This window comes from Flagellimonas marinaquae (assembly GCF_023716465.1).
Lineage (GTDB): Bacteria > Bacteroidota > Bacteroidia > Flavobacteriales > Flavobacteriaceae > Flagellimonas > Flagellimonas alginolytica.
The window spans coordinates 1324259-1338440 of the sequence record NZ_CP092415.1; the positions used below are offsets into that span (position 1 = coordinate 1324259).

The 14182-nt window shown below is 41.9% G+C and carries 13 protein-coding genes; 8 read left to right on the forward strand and 5 right to left on the reverse strand.

Annotated elements, in window-relative coordinates; translation table 11 throughout:
• Window positions 1-224: 224 nt before the first annotated feature.
• On the forward strand, window positions 225-782 hold the full coding sequence (locus MJO53_RS05995; RefSeq protein ID WP_252080840.1) for a hypothetical protein: 558 nt from the start codon (window positions 225-227) through the stop codon (window positions 780-782).
• Between the two features lie 28 nt (window positions 783-810).
• Here MJO53_RS05995 and MJO53_RS06000 read toward each other — a convergent pair whose 3' ends face one another.
• A complete protein-coding gene (locus tag MJO53_RS06000) occupies window positions 811-1806 on the reverse strand; it encodes an acyl-ACP desaturase (protein WP_224836131.1) in 996 nt (331 codons plus the stop codon).
• Window positions 1807-1851: 45 nt separating this feature from the next.
• Window positions 1852-2577 carry a metallophosphoesterase gene (locus tag MJO53_RS06005; protein WP_252080841.1) on the reverse strand — a complete coding sequence of 242 codons (726 nt, stop codon included), beginning with the start codon at window positions 2575-2577 and terminating at the stop codon, window positions 1852-1854.
• A gap of 151 nt (window positions 2578-2728) precedes the next feature.
• On the opposite strand from MJO53_RS06005, the gene MJO53_RS06010 reads away from it, so the two are divergent.
• Window positions 2729-3667: a carbohydrate kinase family protein gene (locus MJO53_RS06010; RefSeq protein WP_252080843.1), complete on the forward strand. Its 939-nt coding sequence runs from the start codon at window positions 2729-2731 to the stop codon at window positions 3665-3667.
• Between the two features lie 6 nt (window positions 3668-3673).
• Complete coding sequence (locus MJO53_RS06015) at window positions 3674-5596, forward strand: alpha-amylase family glycosyl hydrolase (RefSeq protein ID WP_252080844.1); 1923 nt, start codon at window positions 3674-3676, stop codon at window positions 5594-5596.
• On the opposite strand, the gene MJO53_RS06020 is transcribed toward MJO53_RS06015, so the two are convergent.
• The 3 genes from MJO53_RS06020 to MJO53_RS06030 are packed head-to-tail and all read right to left on the reverse strand — an operon-like array spanning window position 5593 to window position 8366.
• A complete protein-coding gene (locus MJO53_RS06020) occupies window positions 5593-6729 on the reverse strand; it encodes an ATP-binding protein (protein WP_252080845.1) in 1137 nt (378 codons plus the stop codon). The genes MJO53_RS06015 and MJO53_RS06020 overlap by 4 nt on opposite strands.
• Window positions 6726-7481, reverse strand: coding sequence for an SDR family NAD(P)-dependent oxidoreductase (locus MJO53_RS06025; RefSeq protein WP_252080846.1), 756 nt, complete (start codon window positions 7479-7481; stop codon window positions 6726-6728). Before MJO53_RS06025 ends, MJO53_RS06020 begins: the two co-directional genes overlap by 4 nt.
• 12 nt (window positions 7482-7493) lie before the next feature.
• Window positions 7494-8366, reverse strand: a complete 873-nt coding sequence (locus tag MJO53_RS06030) for an aldo/keto reductase (RefSeq protein ID WP_252080847.1) — start codon at window positions 8364-8366, stop codon at window positions 7494-7496.
• Between the two features lie 159 nt (window positions 8367-8525).
• Between MJO53_RS06030 and MJO53_RS06035 the strand changes: the two genes are divergently transcribed.
• From MJO53_RS06035 to MJO53_RS06055, 5 genes are all read left to right on the forward strand, one after another.
• Window positions 8526-9527, forward strand: a complete 1002-nt coding sequence (locus MJO53_RS06035; protein ID WP_224836124.1) for an AAA family ATPase — start codon at window positions 8526-8528, stop codon at window positions 9525-9527.
• Window positions 9528-9596: 69 nt separating this feature from the next.
• Entirely contained in the window at window positions 9597-10463 is an 867-nt protein-coding gene (locus MJO53_RS06040; protein WP_224836123.1) for a DUF58 domain-containing protein, read from the forward strand.
• A gap of 5 nt (window positions 10464-10468) precedes the next feature.
• On the forward strand, window positions 10469-12124 hold the full coding sequence (locus MJO53_RS06045; RefSeq protein ID WP_313791033.1) for a hypothetical protein: 1656 nt from the start codon (window positions 10469-10471) through the stop codon (window positions 12122-12124).
• On the forward strand, window positions 12125-13123 hold the full coding sequence (locus MJO53_RS06050) for a vWA domain-containing protein (protein ID WP_224836121.1): 999 nt from the start codon (window positions 12125-12127) through the stop codon (window positions 13121-13123).
• Between the two features lie 3 nt (window positions 13124-13126).
• Window positions 13127-14173 (forward strand): VWA domain-containing protein, encoded by a 1047-nt coding sequence (locus MJO53_RS06055; RefSeq protein ID WP_252080849.1) that lies wholly within the window; start codon window positions 13127-13129, stop codon window positions 14171-14173.
• The last annotated feature ends 9 nt before the right edge of the window (window positions 14174-14182 follow it).

The window sequence follows — 14182 nt, forward strand, 5'->3', positions numbered from 1 at the left end:
ATTTGGCCTAAAGTTCAATATATTCCCCTTAGTTTCTAAAAGGTATCTTACAAGTGGCCATAAAAATTGTATGATTGGTTCCTTTTTGCCCTTTATCCGTTTCAATTCCTTTTCAGCGAATCGTATTTTTTGCTAACTCCCTCAATTTCTGATACATTTATTTAGAATTTTAAGATTTTTTTAATATTTTAAATGTCTCGTTTACATGGTGTTTATTTTTTAAAATGGATTGGGAAACTTCAGCTTTATGGTATTGGATTTTACTGGCCGGTGTGGGGATCATTTCTGCTGTTCTCGGTTATTTTTTTGGAAAGTCCGACACGCCTTCCATTTCACAAAACACAGAGGCGCTTAATCTTCTTGAAATTGAGAACACCAAGTTAAAATCGGATTTGGAGAATTGTCATAAAAGGCTGGACAACTCAAAAATAAAATCCTTGGATATTGAAAAAATCGTAGGGTCACCAAAAGCGGAAACGCACCTATTCGACCCCTCGGAGGCTAAGGCTATATTTGGGAAAACCATTAAAGAAAATGATCTAAAACTTGTGGAAGGAATCGGCCCCAAAATTGAAGGTCTGTTCCACAACGTTGGCGTTAAAACATGGAAAGCTCTGTCCGAATGTTCTGTGGACAAATGCCAAGAAGTTTTAAATACTGGTGGAAAAAGGTACCGTATCCACGACCCTGCCTCTTGGCCCATGCAAGCAAAAATGGCTCACGAAGGTCTCTGGCAGCAGCTATTCGATTGGCAAGAAAAGCATAGGGCAGGTAAATATTAAAAAAACTCCATTGGACCAACCGGTCGTTCTACATTCTTCCGTTGGCTTCGACCCATTTAAAAATGTACTGTTCCTGAGAAAACTGCATTCTCTCGGAAATCCGTTGTAATCGCTCTGGAAGCTTCATAAGATAGTCCCTTGCCTTTTCCGCTTTATCCGAAAGTCCTCTAAGATTTCCAAGGTCCCAATACTCGTTCAACTTTTTTAAGATGTCCACATAATCTTGTGCCGTATAGACTCCGAGTCTTTGTGCACAATTGGAGAATTGTTCGAATGCTTCACCAATGTTACCCCCTGACTCTCTTAAAAAATGGGCGGGCATAACTATTTTCTTCTTCATCATATCGGCAAAGGCCAAAACCATTCCGTCGGGGTCTTGCCCCATAATGGTCTTTACAAATTCTCTATAGGCCAAATGGTGCCTCATCTCGTCGCCAGCTATTATGGTACACATTTTTGCCAGCAGGCCATTTCCCTTTTTCTTTGCCAATTTACCCACTCTTTTGTGGGATATATTGGTCGCGAGTTCTTGAAAAGTGGTATACACAAAGTTTTTATAGGGGTCTCTATCCGTTCCTATATCAAAACCATCGGATATCAAATGCTGGGTGGTGATTTCTATTTCTCGCATATTAACTCGTCCGGACAGATACAAGTATTTGTTCAGGACGTCACCATGTCTGTTCTCCTCTGCGGTCCATGCACGAACCCACTTGCTCCATCCATTATCCTTTCCATTGTGCTGATCTATACCTTCAACATCCATTAACCAAGACTCATAGGTAGGCAAAGCCTCTTCGGTAATGGTATCGGCCACGAGTGTCACCCAAAAATCGTATTCCAACTCTTTGGCTTCTTCCCTGATCTGTTCGATTTCATCAAAAAAATTATCGCTCTGCGAATTGGGCAAAAAGTCGGTGGGTTGCCATATTTTTTCGGTAGGAATAAGGAATTCATCTATAAACCCTTCTACTTTGGGTTCAATTGCCTGCATTACTTCCAATCTTACATTCTTTATCGACATACTTGGGGTTTTTCACAAAGGTCAAAATAAAATATTGGAATCTATCTAATTTCTTCCTCTTTCCTCAGGATAAAATGTATGCACCGGATCACTCTGCCAAAATTCTTTGGTTTCCACATCCAGCATGGTCAATCCGCCCATAAAGGCAGCACCGGTGTCCACGTTCCAAACATTCGCACGCCGTTCCGGCTCCACAAATTTTGTTTTCGACAATGGAGTATGCCCAATAAAAACTTCGTTATAATGGGTAAGTCGTTTTGGAAACTTTGGGTCCTTGGGTGTTAGATCCGGATCAAGAGCGGTCGCAAGTTCCCAAAGAGTTCTATCCCAGTAAAACGACTGTTCAAAATACTCAAAATCTATTCCTTTAAGGTTAGTGTAACCTGCATGTAGATATAACCGGTTGTCCTGCGAGAGGTAATAGTTTTTTAACCCTTCGTAAAACTTAATATGCAATTGCCATTTATCCTTGTCCGCTTTTAAATACGAATTTCGGGTAGCTGCTCCACCATGCGCCAACCATTGTGGGTTCTCCTTTTGATCCATGAGCCATGCCCGGCAAAGTTCATCGTGGTTGCCTCTTAAAAAGGTGCACTGATGATCGGTATTTAACTGAATCAAAAAATCCACAGTTTCCACAGCAGTGCTCCAAGCATCAACATAATCTCCCAAAAATATTATATGATCGGAAGAAGTTACCTTGGCCCTTTCCATTAATTGCTCCAAAGCTCTTACTCCCGAGTGGATATCACCCACAACCAATGTACGCATAGAATAGTTTTTGACAATATTACACACAAATCCCTGTCCAATAAAAAATGATAGGAGCTTTATCGAGTATTTAACCTTCAATTAAAATAAGGACCCCGATTTTTGGACGTGGTATAAATTTCTATGTACCTTAGAATATTTCGAAAAGCGTATGAAGAAAATTTACTGCATAGGTGAATTACTTATAGATTTTGTTGCCGAAAAGCAAGGCAGTGACCTTTCCCAGGCCTTTGAGTTTACAAAAAAAGCAGGTGGTGCACCGGCCAATGTGGCCTGTGCGATTTCCAAACTTGGAGGAAACGGGATTTTTATCGGTTGTGTTGGGTCTGACCCATTTGGTTCTTTTTTATTGGAGACCCTTAAAAACGAAGGTGTTGATATTTCCTTGACCCAACTATCCGACACCTTTACAACGCTGGCCTTTGTTTCCCTTTCGGAAGATGGTGAACGGGATTTTGTATTTAACAGAGGTGCGGACAAGGAGCTCAAGTACAATGCAAATCTTCGAAAAAACCTGCATGGGAACATCCTTCACTTGGGTGCTGCGACCGCACTATTGGGCGGTCCTTTGGAAAAAACCTATACCAAATATCTTTTTGATGGTCTTACCAAAGAAATGTTCATCAGCTTTGACCCAAATTTTAGAAGCGACCTTTGGAAAGATGACGAGGAAACTTTTATAAAAAAGTGCATGCCCTTTGTAGAAAAATCGCATTTGTGCAAATTTAGTCAAGAAGAGGCTCAACTGATATCGGGTAAAGAGAACACTGAAGAAGCCTGCGATTTTCTACATACAGTAGGTACAAAGATCATTACCGTTACTTTGGGAAAAGACGGCACACTTTTAAGTATGAACGGCACAAAAAAAATAATCCCGAGCATACCGGTAACCCCGGTGGACACTACCGGTGCCGGCGATGCCTTTATTGGCTGTTTACTCTATCAAATTTCAGATCTGGGCAATTTTGACCCCGTAATGGAAGACTTCTCCCTCCTCGAAAAAATGGTTGCCACTGCCAATAAGGCCGGAGCCATCACTACAACAAATTATGGGGCCATTGTGGCCTTGCCAACAAAGGAACAGTTGTAAAATTCCATGAACCAGACCAGTTTACATCAACTTCTCTCCAAAAATAAGGTCAGTAATGATCTTGAGCTATGCCATTTAAGGTTGGCCACCAACCTCACTTTGATCCAAAAACTGTTCTTCTCTTTATATCCAGAAGAACAGAATCGGGAGCATTTCCAAAACCTTTTGGCACTGCTGCCCAAACTGTTTGCAGAAAGACCAACGGAATTAAAAAAACAGGACCTTGAACGATTAAAATCGGGCAATTGGTATCAGTCGCAGAATATTGTTGGAATGCAATTGTATGTTGAACACTTCAATAAGGACATAAAAGGTCTGCAGGAAAAAATACCCTATTTTAAAAAACTTGGTGTCAATTTTTTGCACCTAATGCCCATCACCACACGCCCAAAAGGCGAAAATGACGGCGGCTACGCGGTGAACGATTACCTTGAAGTGGACAAAAGATACGGCTCCAAGGACGATTTGTTGGGTTTGACCAAAGCTTTGCGTAAAAATGGCATTTTTTTAATGCTAGATTTTGTAGTAAACCATACGTCCAATGAGTATTCTTGGGCAAAAAAAGCCGCAAAGGGCGATAAAAAATACCAAAACTATTATTACGCGTTCGAAGACCATACCATTCCAGAGGAGTTTGAAAAGACTTTGCCCGAGGTATTTCCAGAAACAGCGCCCGGGAATTTTACCTATATCCCCGAAATGGAAAGATGGGTAATGACCGTTTTCAACAATTACCAATGGGACCTCAACTATACCAATCCCGAGGTATTTCTAGAGATGCTCACCAACTTGGTCAAATTGGCAGATATGGGAGTGGATGTTGTCCGTTTTGATGCCCTGGCCTTCCTTTGGAAGAAACTTGGTACAATTTCGCAAAACCTTCCCGAAGCACACAACCTTATCGCCCTCTTCCGTTTATGTCTTCAGATCGTTGCCCCTGGAACCATTCTATTGGCAGAAGCCATTGTGGCCCCAACGGATATTATTAAGTACTTTGGGGAGGATGAAAAACGAGGCAACGAATGCGAAGTGGCCTACAATGCATCCTTAATGGCACTTTTATGGAACTCAATCGCCACCAAGAAAACGCATTTGTTGTACAAGAGTTTAACAAACGTACCCCAAAAACCCAAAGAATGTACCTGGATCAATTACATCCGTTGTCATGATGATATTGGGTTAGGTTATGAAAACCATCTTATAGAAGAGTTGGGCCTAAACCCGCAAATGCACCGAAAATTCCTTTTGGATTATTATTGTCAACGATTGGATTGGTCGCCAGCCACCGGAATGCTGTTTATGTACAATCCCAAAACCGGTGACGGACGCATTACCGGGAGTGCCGCTTCGTTGTTGGGACTGGAGAGAGCCCTTGCCTTAAAAAACAAAACATTGATAGAGCAGTCCGTGGCCAAAATAAATATGTTGCACGGGATCATCCTTGCCTTTGGTGGTATCCCATTGATCTATGCAGGGGACGAAATAGGCACTTTAAACGAGTATTCCTTTCAGGAAGATAACAACAAAAAAGGGGACAATAGATGGGTAAACCGGCCCTTGCAGGATTGGAAAACCATCGCCAAACTGGAAGATACCACTCTTCCACAATCCAGAATATTCGGCACCTTGCAAAAGCTTATAAGAATTCGGAAAGAAAACTCTGTTTTTGCCGACCACAACAATGTTGAGCTCTACCATACCGGAAACGACCACATATTATCTTTTGAAAGAACATGCGAAAAACAAAGGTTGTTGGTTATTTGCAATTTTGATGAAAATCCGCAGGTAATCGATAGTGGTTGGATAAAAAAGCTGGGATATTTCAGTAAAGGAGAACCCTTAGATCTGGTATCCGAAGAAAAGATAAAACTAAACAGTGGCCTTGTGGAGATCGGCCCCTATCAAATGTTTTGGCTTTTAAATGCCTAGGCATACCTAACTTTGCGCAAAATTCTTTGGGACTCTTTTAAGGATTGGTACACATGGCTATCGTATGCCTTTAACAATTGCCTGGCACCATCCATTTTGTCCTTGGCCTCTTCAAACCCGTTCAAATAACAAATGAGATAAGTTGCCGGCAGGTGGGTCATATCGGTATGTTCGGAACTCGTGAGGGGAATATGGCTTTCCAACTTTTTTAGGAGGGCATTGTTGGTATTGTATACGTGAAAAAGTGTTTTCTTGTCGAACTGTGGAGGTTCAAATATCAATTTGCTATGTATCGAGTACTTGCCATTGTCGGAAAAAGTGATCGTCATTTCCTCCAAAGGATAATATTTTTGTTGTGACCCCAATCCCAATTGCACATATTCCAATGTTTTAAAGGAATCATCGTCGTAATCAATGGTGATTTCGTCCAAAGCGGAGTAAAAGAGTTTTACCTGCTCATTGATCAGTTCGATATCCACCCGTGAATAATATACCTTGCCCTTGACCTTTTTTTTATTGCCTGCCCAACAGACCACAAATTGTTCTTTAAAAACTTTATAATCGCTTGTTAAGTCGGGATGGCGTGTGTTGAAGAAATTGAGAACGGCATCCAGGGTATATTCAATGTTGTTCCTGGCATGCTGCTCAATGGTGGCCACCTTTTCAGAATTGATGTCCTTAAGTTCAATATCAAAGGCTTTGGGCAGACTTATACTGCCTTCCCTAAAGAAAACGGCACCACCATAATACTTCCAAATATTTTTGCGCAACGCACAGACCTTTCCGTTGGACCTGATGGTAACCAGCCCTACTACCTTGCCTTCGGGCAAATGCGGGAAAGGTATGTTTTCATAAGAAATTAAAGGTGGGTTCTCCAAATAGGCATTGACCAGGTTTTGGATTTTGCTGTCATCAAAAAAATCAACCCCGACAATTTTGTTGTCTTCATCTTCTACTCCAATAACAATAAAAGAGTTGTTGTTGGGATTGGAATTGGCCAAGGCACAAACATGTTTGAGAAACTTGGCCTTGCCTTCCTTTTCTCCAATGGATATAAAACGCTTTTTGTCGTAAAAACTATTCTCGTCGTTATGGGCCAATAAGTTTTTTACGAGTAGGCGTTTATTGATCATAGTTCTTTCTTCACTAATGTACTGCTGGCCTGTGCAGTGGGCATTACCACAAGGTCGGCAATGTTTACATGATAGGGCCGGGTAACCACAAACAAAATAATGTCCGCAATATCCTCCGGTTTTAAGGGTTGAAAGCCTTGATATACTTTTGAAGCTTTTTCAGCATCGCCCTTAAACCTAACGTCGCTGAACTCGGTTTCTACCAGTCCTGGGTTTACGGCTCCAACTCGAATTCCATAAGCATTCAAATCTATTCGCATTCCCTGATTTATAGCGTCCACGGCGTGCTTGCTGGCACAATACACATTCCCATTTGGGTAGACTTCCTTGCCTGCCGTGGATCCAATATTTATAATATGGCCCGATTTACGCTCTATCATTTTTGGAATGATGGCCTTGGACATATAAAGTAATCCTTTCACATTGATATCCAACATGGCATCCCAATCATCTGGGCTGCCCTTGTCAATTGGGTCAAGACCGTGGGCATTACCGGCGTTGTTGATCAAAATATCGATTTCTGAAAATTCCTTGGGCAAATTGTCGATGGCCGAGAATACATCCTCACGATTTCTCACATCAAAATTGAGCGTAATAATAGCTGTATCCCTGCCCAATTCGTTCTTAAGTTGATGTAACCGCTCTTCCCTACGACCGCAAAGAATCAGATTGTAGCCTTGCTTTGCAAAAAGTTCGGCAGTTGCTTTTCCTATACCACTGGTTGCTCCTGTTATTAATGCTGTTTTTGACATTCCAATTAAATTCTAAGGAACATCGTGTCCTTGGCTAGCTACCATAAGGGCAAACCAATCCTGAAGTTCCAATTCTATGTTTACGGCGGCTGCCGATTGTTCAATTCTTTCTTTGTTGGTGGTTCCGATCACCGGGTGTACCTTGGCTGGGTGTTTTAAAATCCAAGCCAAGAGCAACTGGCTTTCATTCGCATTATATTTGTCCAACAATGGATTCATCACTTCTTTTATCCGCTCTGTCTGCTCATCGGTTTCCCTAAAAAAGCTTCCCAATGGACTCCAGGCCATGGCCATTCTTTTATTGCCGATACTATCATCAAAAGTACCATCGTACATTGGGTTATTATGGGTCAGGGAAAATTCGACCTGGTTTCCCTCCACCGGCATCCATTTTTCCAACATGGCGACTTGCGATGGGGTAAAATTGGAAACTCCGAACCGATTTATTTTACCGCTTTGCAACAAATGTTGGGCTGCTTCTGCAATTTCTTCGGGCTGCATTAATGGACTAGGTCGGTGTATCAAGAAAAAATCCAGATAGTCGGTATTCAACTTTTTTAAGGATTCTTCTGCAGATTCAATAATATATTGTTTATCGTATTGGTAATGATTGATCTTGTTGTTCCTCCCATCGGTAAGTTGGATTCCGCATTTGGTGATCAATTGGACATTCTCCCTTTTGATACCGCTCTCTGCAAAAGCTTTTCCAAATTCCGACTCTGTAGAATATCCACCATAAATATCGGCATGATCAAATGTAGTGAGTCCACAATCCATGCTGTGGTGCATTAATTCGACCATTTCTATTTTTGAAAGTTTTTTGCCCCAGCTCCCCCAGGTCATTGCTCCCGATATAATGCGGGAAAAATTCGTTGTCTGTTCCATAAGTGCTCAAAGTATAAAATTAAACCCTTAAATCCTTCATAAAACTAGGGCTTTAGCGTTTTTTTTAACCATTAATTAACAGGTGGGTTTTAAATAAATTTTCATTTTGCACACCTTAGTAAAAACCCCGACCTTAACACCAAACAATAAAAGTATACAATGGAAGAAAACACTACTATTGATATTAGTGCTGTGAATGAGAAAATCGCCCAAGAAAGCGCTTTTATTGACCTTTTAACGGTTGAAATGAACAAAGCGATCGTGGGCCAAAACCATATGGTAGAACGATTGTTGATCGGTCTTTTGGGCAAGGGCCATATTTTGCTCGAAGGTGTTCCCGGATTAGCAAAAACATTGGCCATCAACACCTTGGCCAAAGCAGTAAAGGGAAGTTTTAGCAGAATACAGTTTACCCCTGATCTTTTGCCGGCAGACGTTATCGGTACATTGATCTACAACATAAAAGAAAACGATTTCTCCATAAAAAAAGGACCAATTTTTGCCAATTTTGTGTTGGCGGACGAAATCAACAGGGCACCTGCCAAGGTACAATCCGCACTTTTGGAGGCCATGCAGGAAAAGCAGGTTACCATTGGTGACGAAACCTTTATTTTGGACAAGCCCTTTTTGGTAATGGCCACGCAAAACCCCGTAGAACAAGAAGGTACCTACCCTCTTCCCGAGGCCCAAGTCGACCGTTTTATGCTAAAAACGGTGATCGATTATCCAAAACTCAATGAAGAACAACTCATTATTCGCCAAAACCTAAGAGGCGAAACAGAACCCATTAAGCCCGTAGTGTCCTTGGAACAAATTCTTAGGGCCCAAGCAACCGTTCGCGAGGTTTATATGGACGAAAAAATCGAAAAATATATCCTCGACCTCATTTTCGCAACACGATACCCTGAAAAATATAACTTGGAAAGCTTAAAGCCGCTCATTAGTTTTGGCGCTTCTCCAAGAGGTAGTATCAACTTGGCGAATGCATCCAAGTGCTACGCGTTCATCAAACGAAGAGGTTATGTGGTCCCCGAAGATGTAAGGGCGGTGGTACACGATGTGCTTCGCCACCGTATCGGGATCACTTACGAGGCCGAGGCGGAAAATATTACTTCCGAAGAAATCATCAACAAGATTGTAAACGAGGTAGAAGTGCCTTAGCGGTTCAATGTTTATCGGAATAAGTAGCAATACTTTTAACCAACCCGAAAACCTATTTATTTGAACCAAATGGATACAAAAGAACTACTAAAAAAAGTACGTAAAATTGAAATTAAGACCCGGCGTCTTTCCGACCATATTTTTGGTGGGGAATACCACTCTACGTTCAAAGGTCGGGGGATGACGTTCAGTGAAGTAAGACAGTATCAGTTTGGGGACGATGTAAGAAGTATCGACTGGAACGTGACCGCACGCTACAACGAGCCATTTGTTAAAGTATTCGAAGAAGAACGCGAACTTACCATGATGTTGATGGTGGACGTAAGCGGATCGGAACTTTTTGGTACATCCAACCAATTTAAAAAAGAAATCATTACCGAGATTTCGGCAACCCTTGCATTTTCGGCACTTCAGAACAACGATAAGGTAGGTCTCATTCTTTTTTCTGACGAAGTGGAACTTTTTATCCCGCCAAAAAAAGGGAAAAGTCACGTACTTCGAATAATTCGGGAATTGTTGGAATTTCAGCCAAAAAGCAACAAGACCAACATTGCGGAAGCTCTAAAATTCTTGACCAATGTTATGAAGAAGAAAGCCATTGTTTTTGTGCTTTCCGATTTTATGGCGGACGACTACGACAATACCCTTCGCATTGTGGGCAATAAGCACGATGTTACCGGGATCAGGGTATTCGACAAACGTGAAGAAAACATTCCAAATCTTGGTATGGTACAGATGCAAGACGCCGAAACAGGCGAAGTTCAATTGGTTAACACCCAATCCAAACAAGTGCGTTCTGCCTATGGAAAACATTATATGGAAAAGGTCGCGTATTTCACCAATTCCTTTAAAAAATCCGGTTCCGGAGCAATTAACTGCAGAACGGATGAAAGCTATGTAAGAAAACTATTGGGCTATTTTAAACGAAGAGGATAATGCTAATGGACAATTTACATATAATCAGAGATAGACATAGGCATCCAATCATATGGATCGCCCTGTCGCTCCTATTCCTCTTGCCCATAACGGGCCGGGCTCAATCCGATCCAAAGGTAAACGCCGAAGTGGACACCCTATCCATTAAAATAGGGGAACAGATACAATACAAAATTACGGTGGAGGCGGACTCTACCGATGTGGTTTTCTTTCCCGAAGGGCAAACCTTTTCGCCGCTTGAAACCGTAGAGGCCATTATGGCCGACACCATAAAAAATGAAGAAAAAGTAATCCTTCAAAAAATCTATGCCCTGACCCAGTTTGACAGCGGCGCGTATACCATTCCTCCACAACGGATCGCCATTAACGAGCAACCATTTTTTACAGATTCGTTCCAAGTTAAGGTAGCCGATGTTGCAGTAGATACAACCAAACAAAAGATGTATGACATCAAGCCTTTGATTGAGGTAGAACGGAGCAATGCCGATATGTGGCTTACCGCTCTCTGGATTCTTTTGGGGCTGATTGTGGTCGGTGGTCTGGTCTATTGGTTCTTTTTACGCAAAAAACCATTGACGGAAGAGGAAAAAGTAGCTTTGCTACCGCCTTACGACCGTGCCTTAATGGAACTAAAAAAGCTGGAAAATTCCAAGTATCTCATACAAGACGAGTATAAACAATACTATTCCGAGCTCACAGATATCGTTAGGGCCTATTTAGAAGAGGACGTACACGTTTCGGCGATGGAGAGCACTACCTCGGAACTCATCACCAAGTTGGAAATGCTCAAAGATGCCGGTGAACTCAATTTGGACGACGACACCATCCATCAGTTTCAAAAAATATTGCAGACCGCGGATCTGGTGAAGTTTGCCAAATCAAAACCTGCTACTTCCCTTGCTGAACACGATAGAAAAATTGTAGAACAAATCGTTATAAAAACCCATGAAGCGCTGCCAGAGCCCACAGAGGAGGATTTGCTTTTAAACGAAGAGTATCTAGAAGAACTGGCCAAGAAAAAGCAGCGCAAACGTATGTATTGGGCCGCTGCCATATTTATTGGGATAATAGTTATGGGCAGTGTTTTTTCGGTCGCATATTTTGGCGCAAAAAAAGTAAGGGACACCGTGTTCGGCTATCCTACCAAAGATCTTTTGGAAGGAGAATGGGTGGCAAGTTCCTACGGTTTTCCACCAATTTTGATGGAAACGCCAGACGTATTGGTCCGTAAGGAAATTGAGCTGCCCAAAGAAACCGAAGAGCTAATCAAGGAATTGCAGACCTTCTCCTACGGCAGTTATGTCGGTATTTTTTCCGTTAGTACGAGTTCCATCACCTTTAAAGAACAGAACGAAGATCCTAATTTTGAAGCTATAATTGTTTCCACGCTAAACAAGTTCGAACAATTGGGTCTTAAAAACATCATTACCAAACAGGAAGAATTTGTTACCCAATCCGGTGTAAAGGGATTAAAAACCTATGGATCGGGATCTTTTGGCGAACCGGATGGCGATAGTAAAAAAGCAAAATACAACATTCTATCGTTCGGTGGAAAAGGGTTTATTCAACAAATAGTGATCACTTGGGAAGATGGCGACGAATATGCCGAAGAGATCGTGGAACGAATTTTAACCAGTTTAGACGTAAAAACACAAGCATAAATGTTTGAGAATATAGAGTTTGCAAATCCTGAATTTTTCTGGCTGCTTTTATTGCTGCCATTGGCTTTGCTATGGTATTTTTTCAAACGAAAAAATGAAATGGCATCACTCCGTATCTCCAGCATCAAAGGATTTACGGTCAAAAGTTGGGCCTCTAAAATAAAACCAGTACTGTTTGGAATCCGACTATTAGCCTTGGCGGCGATCGTCACAGCTTTGGCAAGACCTCAAACAGAGGATATCTCGACACGGACAAAAACCACAAAGGGGATTGATATTGTTATGGCCATCGATGTGTCTTCCAGTATGTTGGCCCGCGATTTAAAACCGAACCGACTATCCGCCCTAAAAGAAGTGGCGGCTAATTTTATTGAACAACGCCCCAACGATCGTATCGGACTAGTAGGATATGCCGGAGAGAGTTACACCAAAACCCCTATTACCAGTGACAAGACCATTGTTTTGGCCGCCCTGGACGATATCACCTATGGTGAACTGGAAGACGGTACCGCCATTGGAATGGGCTTGGCCACATCGGTAAATCGATTAAAGGAAAGCAAGGCCATCAGTAAAGTTATCATTCTTTTAACGGATGGTGTCAATAATTCTGGCTTTATTGAACCCAGAACAGCAGCCGATCTTGCCGTGGAGTTTGGAATAAAAACATATACCATTGGTCTGGGAACCAACGGCAATGCACTTTCTCCCATTGCCTACAACAGAGATGGCTCCTTTAGGTACGGAATGCGACAAGTGGAGATTGATGAAAAGCTTTTGGAAGAAATCGCAGAAGTGACGGGCGGCAAATATTTCCGTGCCACGGATAACGAATCTCTGGAAGAAATTTATGACGAGATTAACAAATTGGAGAAAACCGAAATAGAAGAATTTAAATATTACAAATACGAAGAAAAATTTAGGCCCCTAATATTTCTGGCCGGTATTTTATTGTTGTTGGAATGGGGGCTGCGCAACTCCATCTTTAAAAGTTTTATTTAACGAATGATTCAGTTTGACGAAAAAATTTATTTCTATCTCTTGGCCATAATTCCCGTTATGGTCCTAGCCTTCTTTTTTCTTCAAATCTGGAAAAAAAAGACCCAAAAACGATTTGCGAACACCAATCTGCTCAAACGATTGGCCCCTAATCGGTCCTCATTTAAATCCGCTGTAAAGCTGGTATTTTTGTTGGCCGGCCTTACTTTTTTGATTCTGGGCTTGGTAAACCCCAAAATTGGAACAAAACTGGAAACCGTAAAACGTGAAGGCGTGGACATCGTCTTCGCCATCGACGTATCCAAAAGTATGTTGGCAGAGGATATTGCCCCAAATCGGTTGGAGAAGGCAAAGCGTATCGTATCAGAAATAATCAATCAATTGGCAAGCGATCGTATCGGGATTATCGCCTACGCCGGACAAGCCTATCCGCAATTGCCCATTACTACAGATTATGGTGCTGCAAAAATGTTCCTACAGGGCATGAATACGGATATGTTATCCTCCCAAGGAACCGCCATAAACGCCGCAATTGACCTGGCCAGCACCTATTACGATGATTCACAGCAGACCAATCGGGTGCTGTTCATCGTGTCGGATGGAGAGGACCACTCGGAAAACACCACCTTGGATGCGGTCGAACAAGCCAACCAAAACGGAATCCGTGTTTTTACTATAGGCGTGGGCAAACCAAAAGGAGCACCTATACCCATTAAAAGAAATGGCATAGTTGAAAGCCTGAAAAAAGATAACCAAGGGGAGGTTGTTATTACCAAACTAAACGAAAACGTACTGATCGAGATTGCCGATAGGGGCAATGGTGATTATATTGATGGCTCCAACACCGAAAATGCGGTGGAATACATCAAAGAACAATTGAACAGGATGGACAAAACCGAGTTCGAAGCCAAGCAATTTGCAGAATACAAAGACCAATTCCAATGGTTTCTTGCAGCCGGCTTTTTATTTTTATTTTTGGACATCTTTGTTTTGGACAGAAAAACACAATGGTTGAAAAAACTGAATCTTTTTAACGAGCACGATGATGAATAAGATGACGTT

Coding starts and splice junctions, on each gene's coding strand:
- MJO53_RS05995 (WP_252080840.1), top strand. CDS start 225: ATGGATTGGGAAACTTCAGCTTTATGGTATTGGATTTTACTGGCCGGT.
- MJO53_RS06015 (WP_252080844.1), top strand. CDS start 3,674: ATGAACCAGACCAGTTTACATCAACTTCTCTCCAAAAATAAGGTCAGT.
- MJO53_RS06010 (WP_252080843.1), top strand. CDS start 2,729: ATGAAGAAAATTTACTGCATAGGTGAATTACTTATAGATTTTGTTGCC.
- MJO53_RS06050 (WP_224836121.1), top strand. CDS start 12,125: ATGTTTGAGAATATAGAGTTTGCAAATCCTGAATTTTTCTGGCTGCTT.
- MJO53_RS06055 (WP_252080849.1), top strand. CDS start 13,127: ATGATTCAGTTTGACGAAAAAATTTATTTCTATCTCTTGGCCATAATT.
- MJO53_RS06040 (WP_224836123.1), top strand. CDS start 9,597: ATGGATACAAAAGAACTACTAAAAAAAGTACGTAAAATTGAAATTAAG.
- MJO53_RS06000 (WP_224836131.1), bottom strand. CDS start 1,806: ATGTCGATAAAGAATGTAAGATTGGAAGTAATGCAGGCAATTGAACCC.
- MJO53_RS06030 (WP_252080847.1), bottom strand. CDS start 8,366: ATGGAACAGACAACGAATTTTTCCCGCATTATATCGGGAGCAATGACC.
- MJO53_RS06005 (WP_252080841.1), bottom strand. CDS start 2,577: ATGCGTACATTGGTTGTGGGTGATATCCACTCGGGAGTAAGAGCTTTG.
- MJO53_RS06025 (WP_252080846.1), bottom strand. CDS start 7,481: ATGTCAAAAACAGCATTAATAACAGGAGCAACCAGTGGTATAGGAAAA.
- MJO53_RS06045 (WP_313791033.1), top strand. CDS start 10,469: ATGGACAATTTACATATAATCAGAGATAGACATAGGCATCCAATCATA.
- MJO53_RS06020 (WP_252080845.1), bottom strand. CDS start 6,729: ATGATCAATAAACGCCTACTCGTAAAAAACTTATTGGCCCATAACGAC.
- MJO53_RS06035 (WP_224836124.1), top strand. CDS start 8,526: ATGGAAGAAAACACTACTATTGATATTAGTGCTGTGAATGAGAAAATC.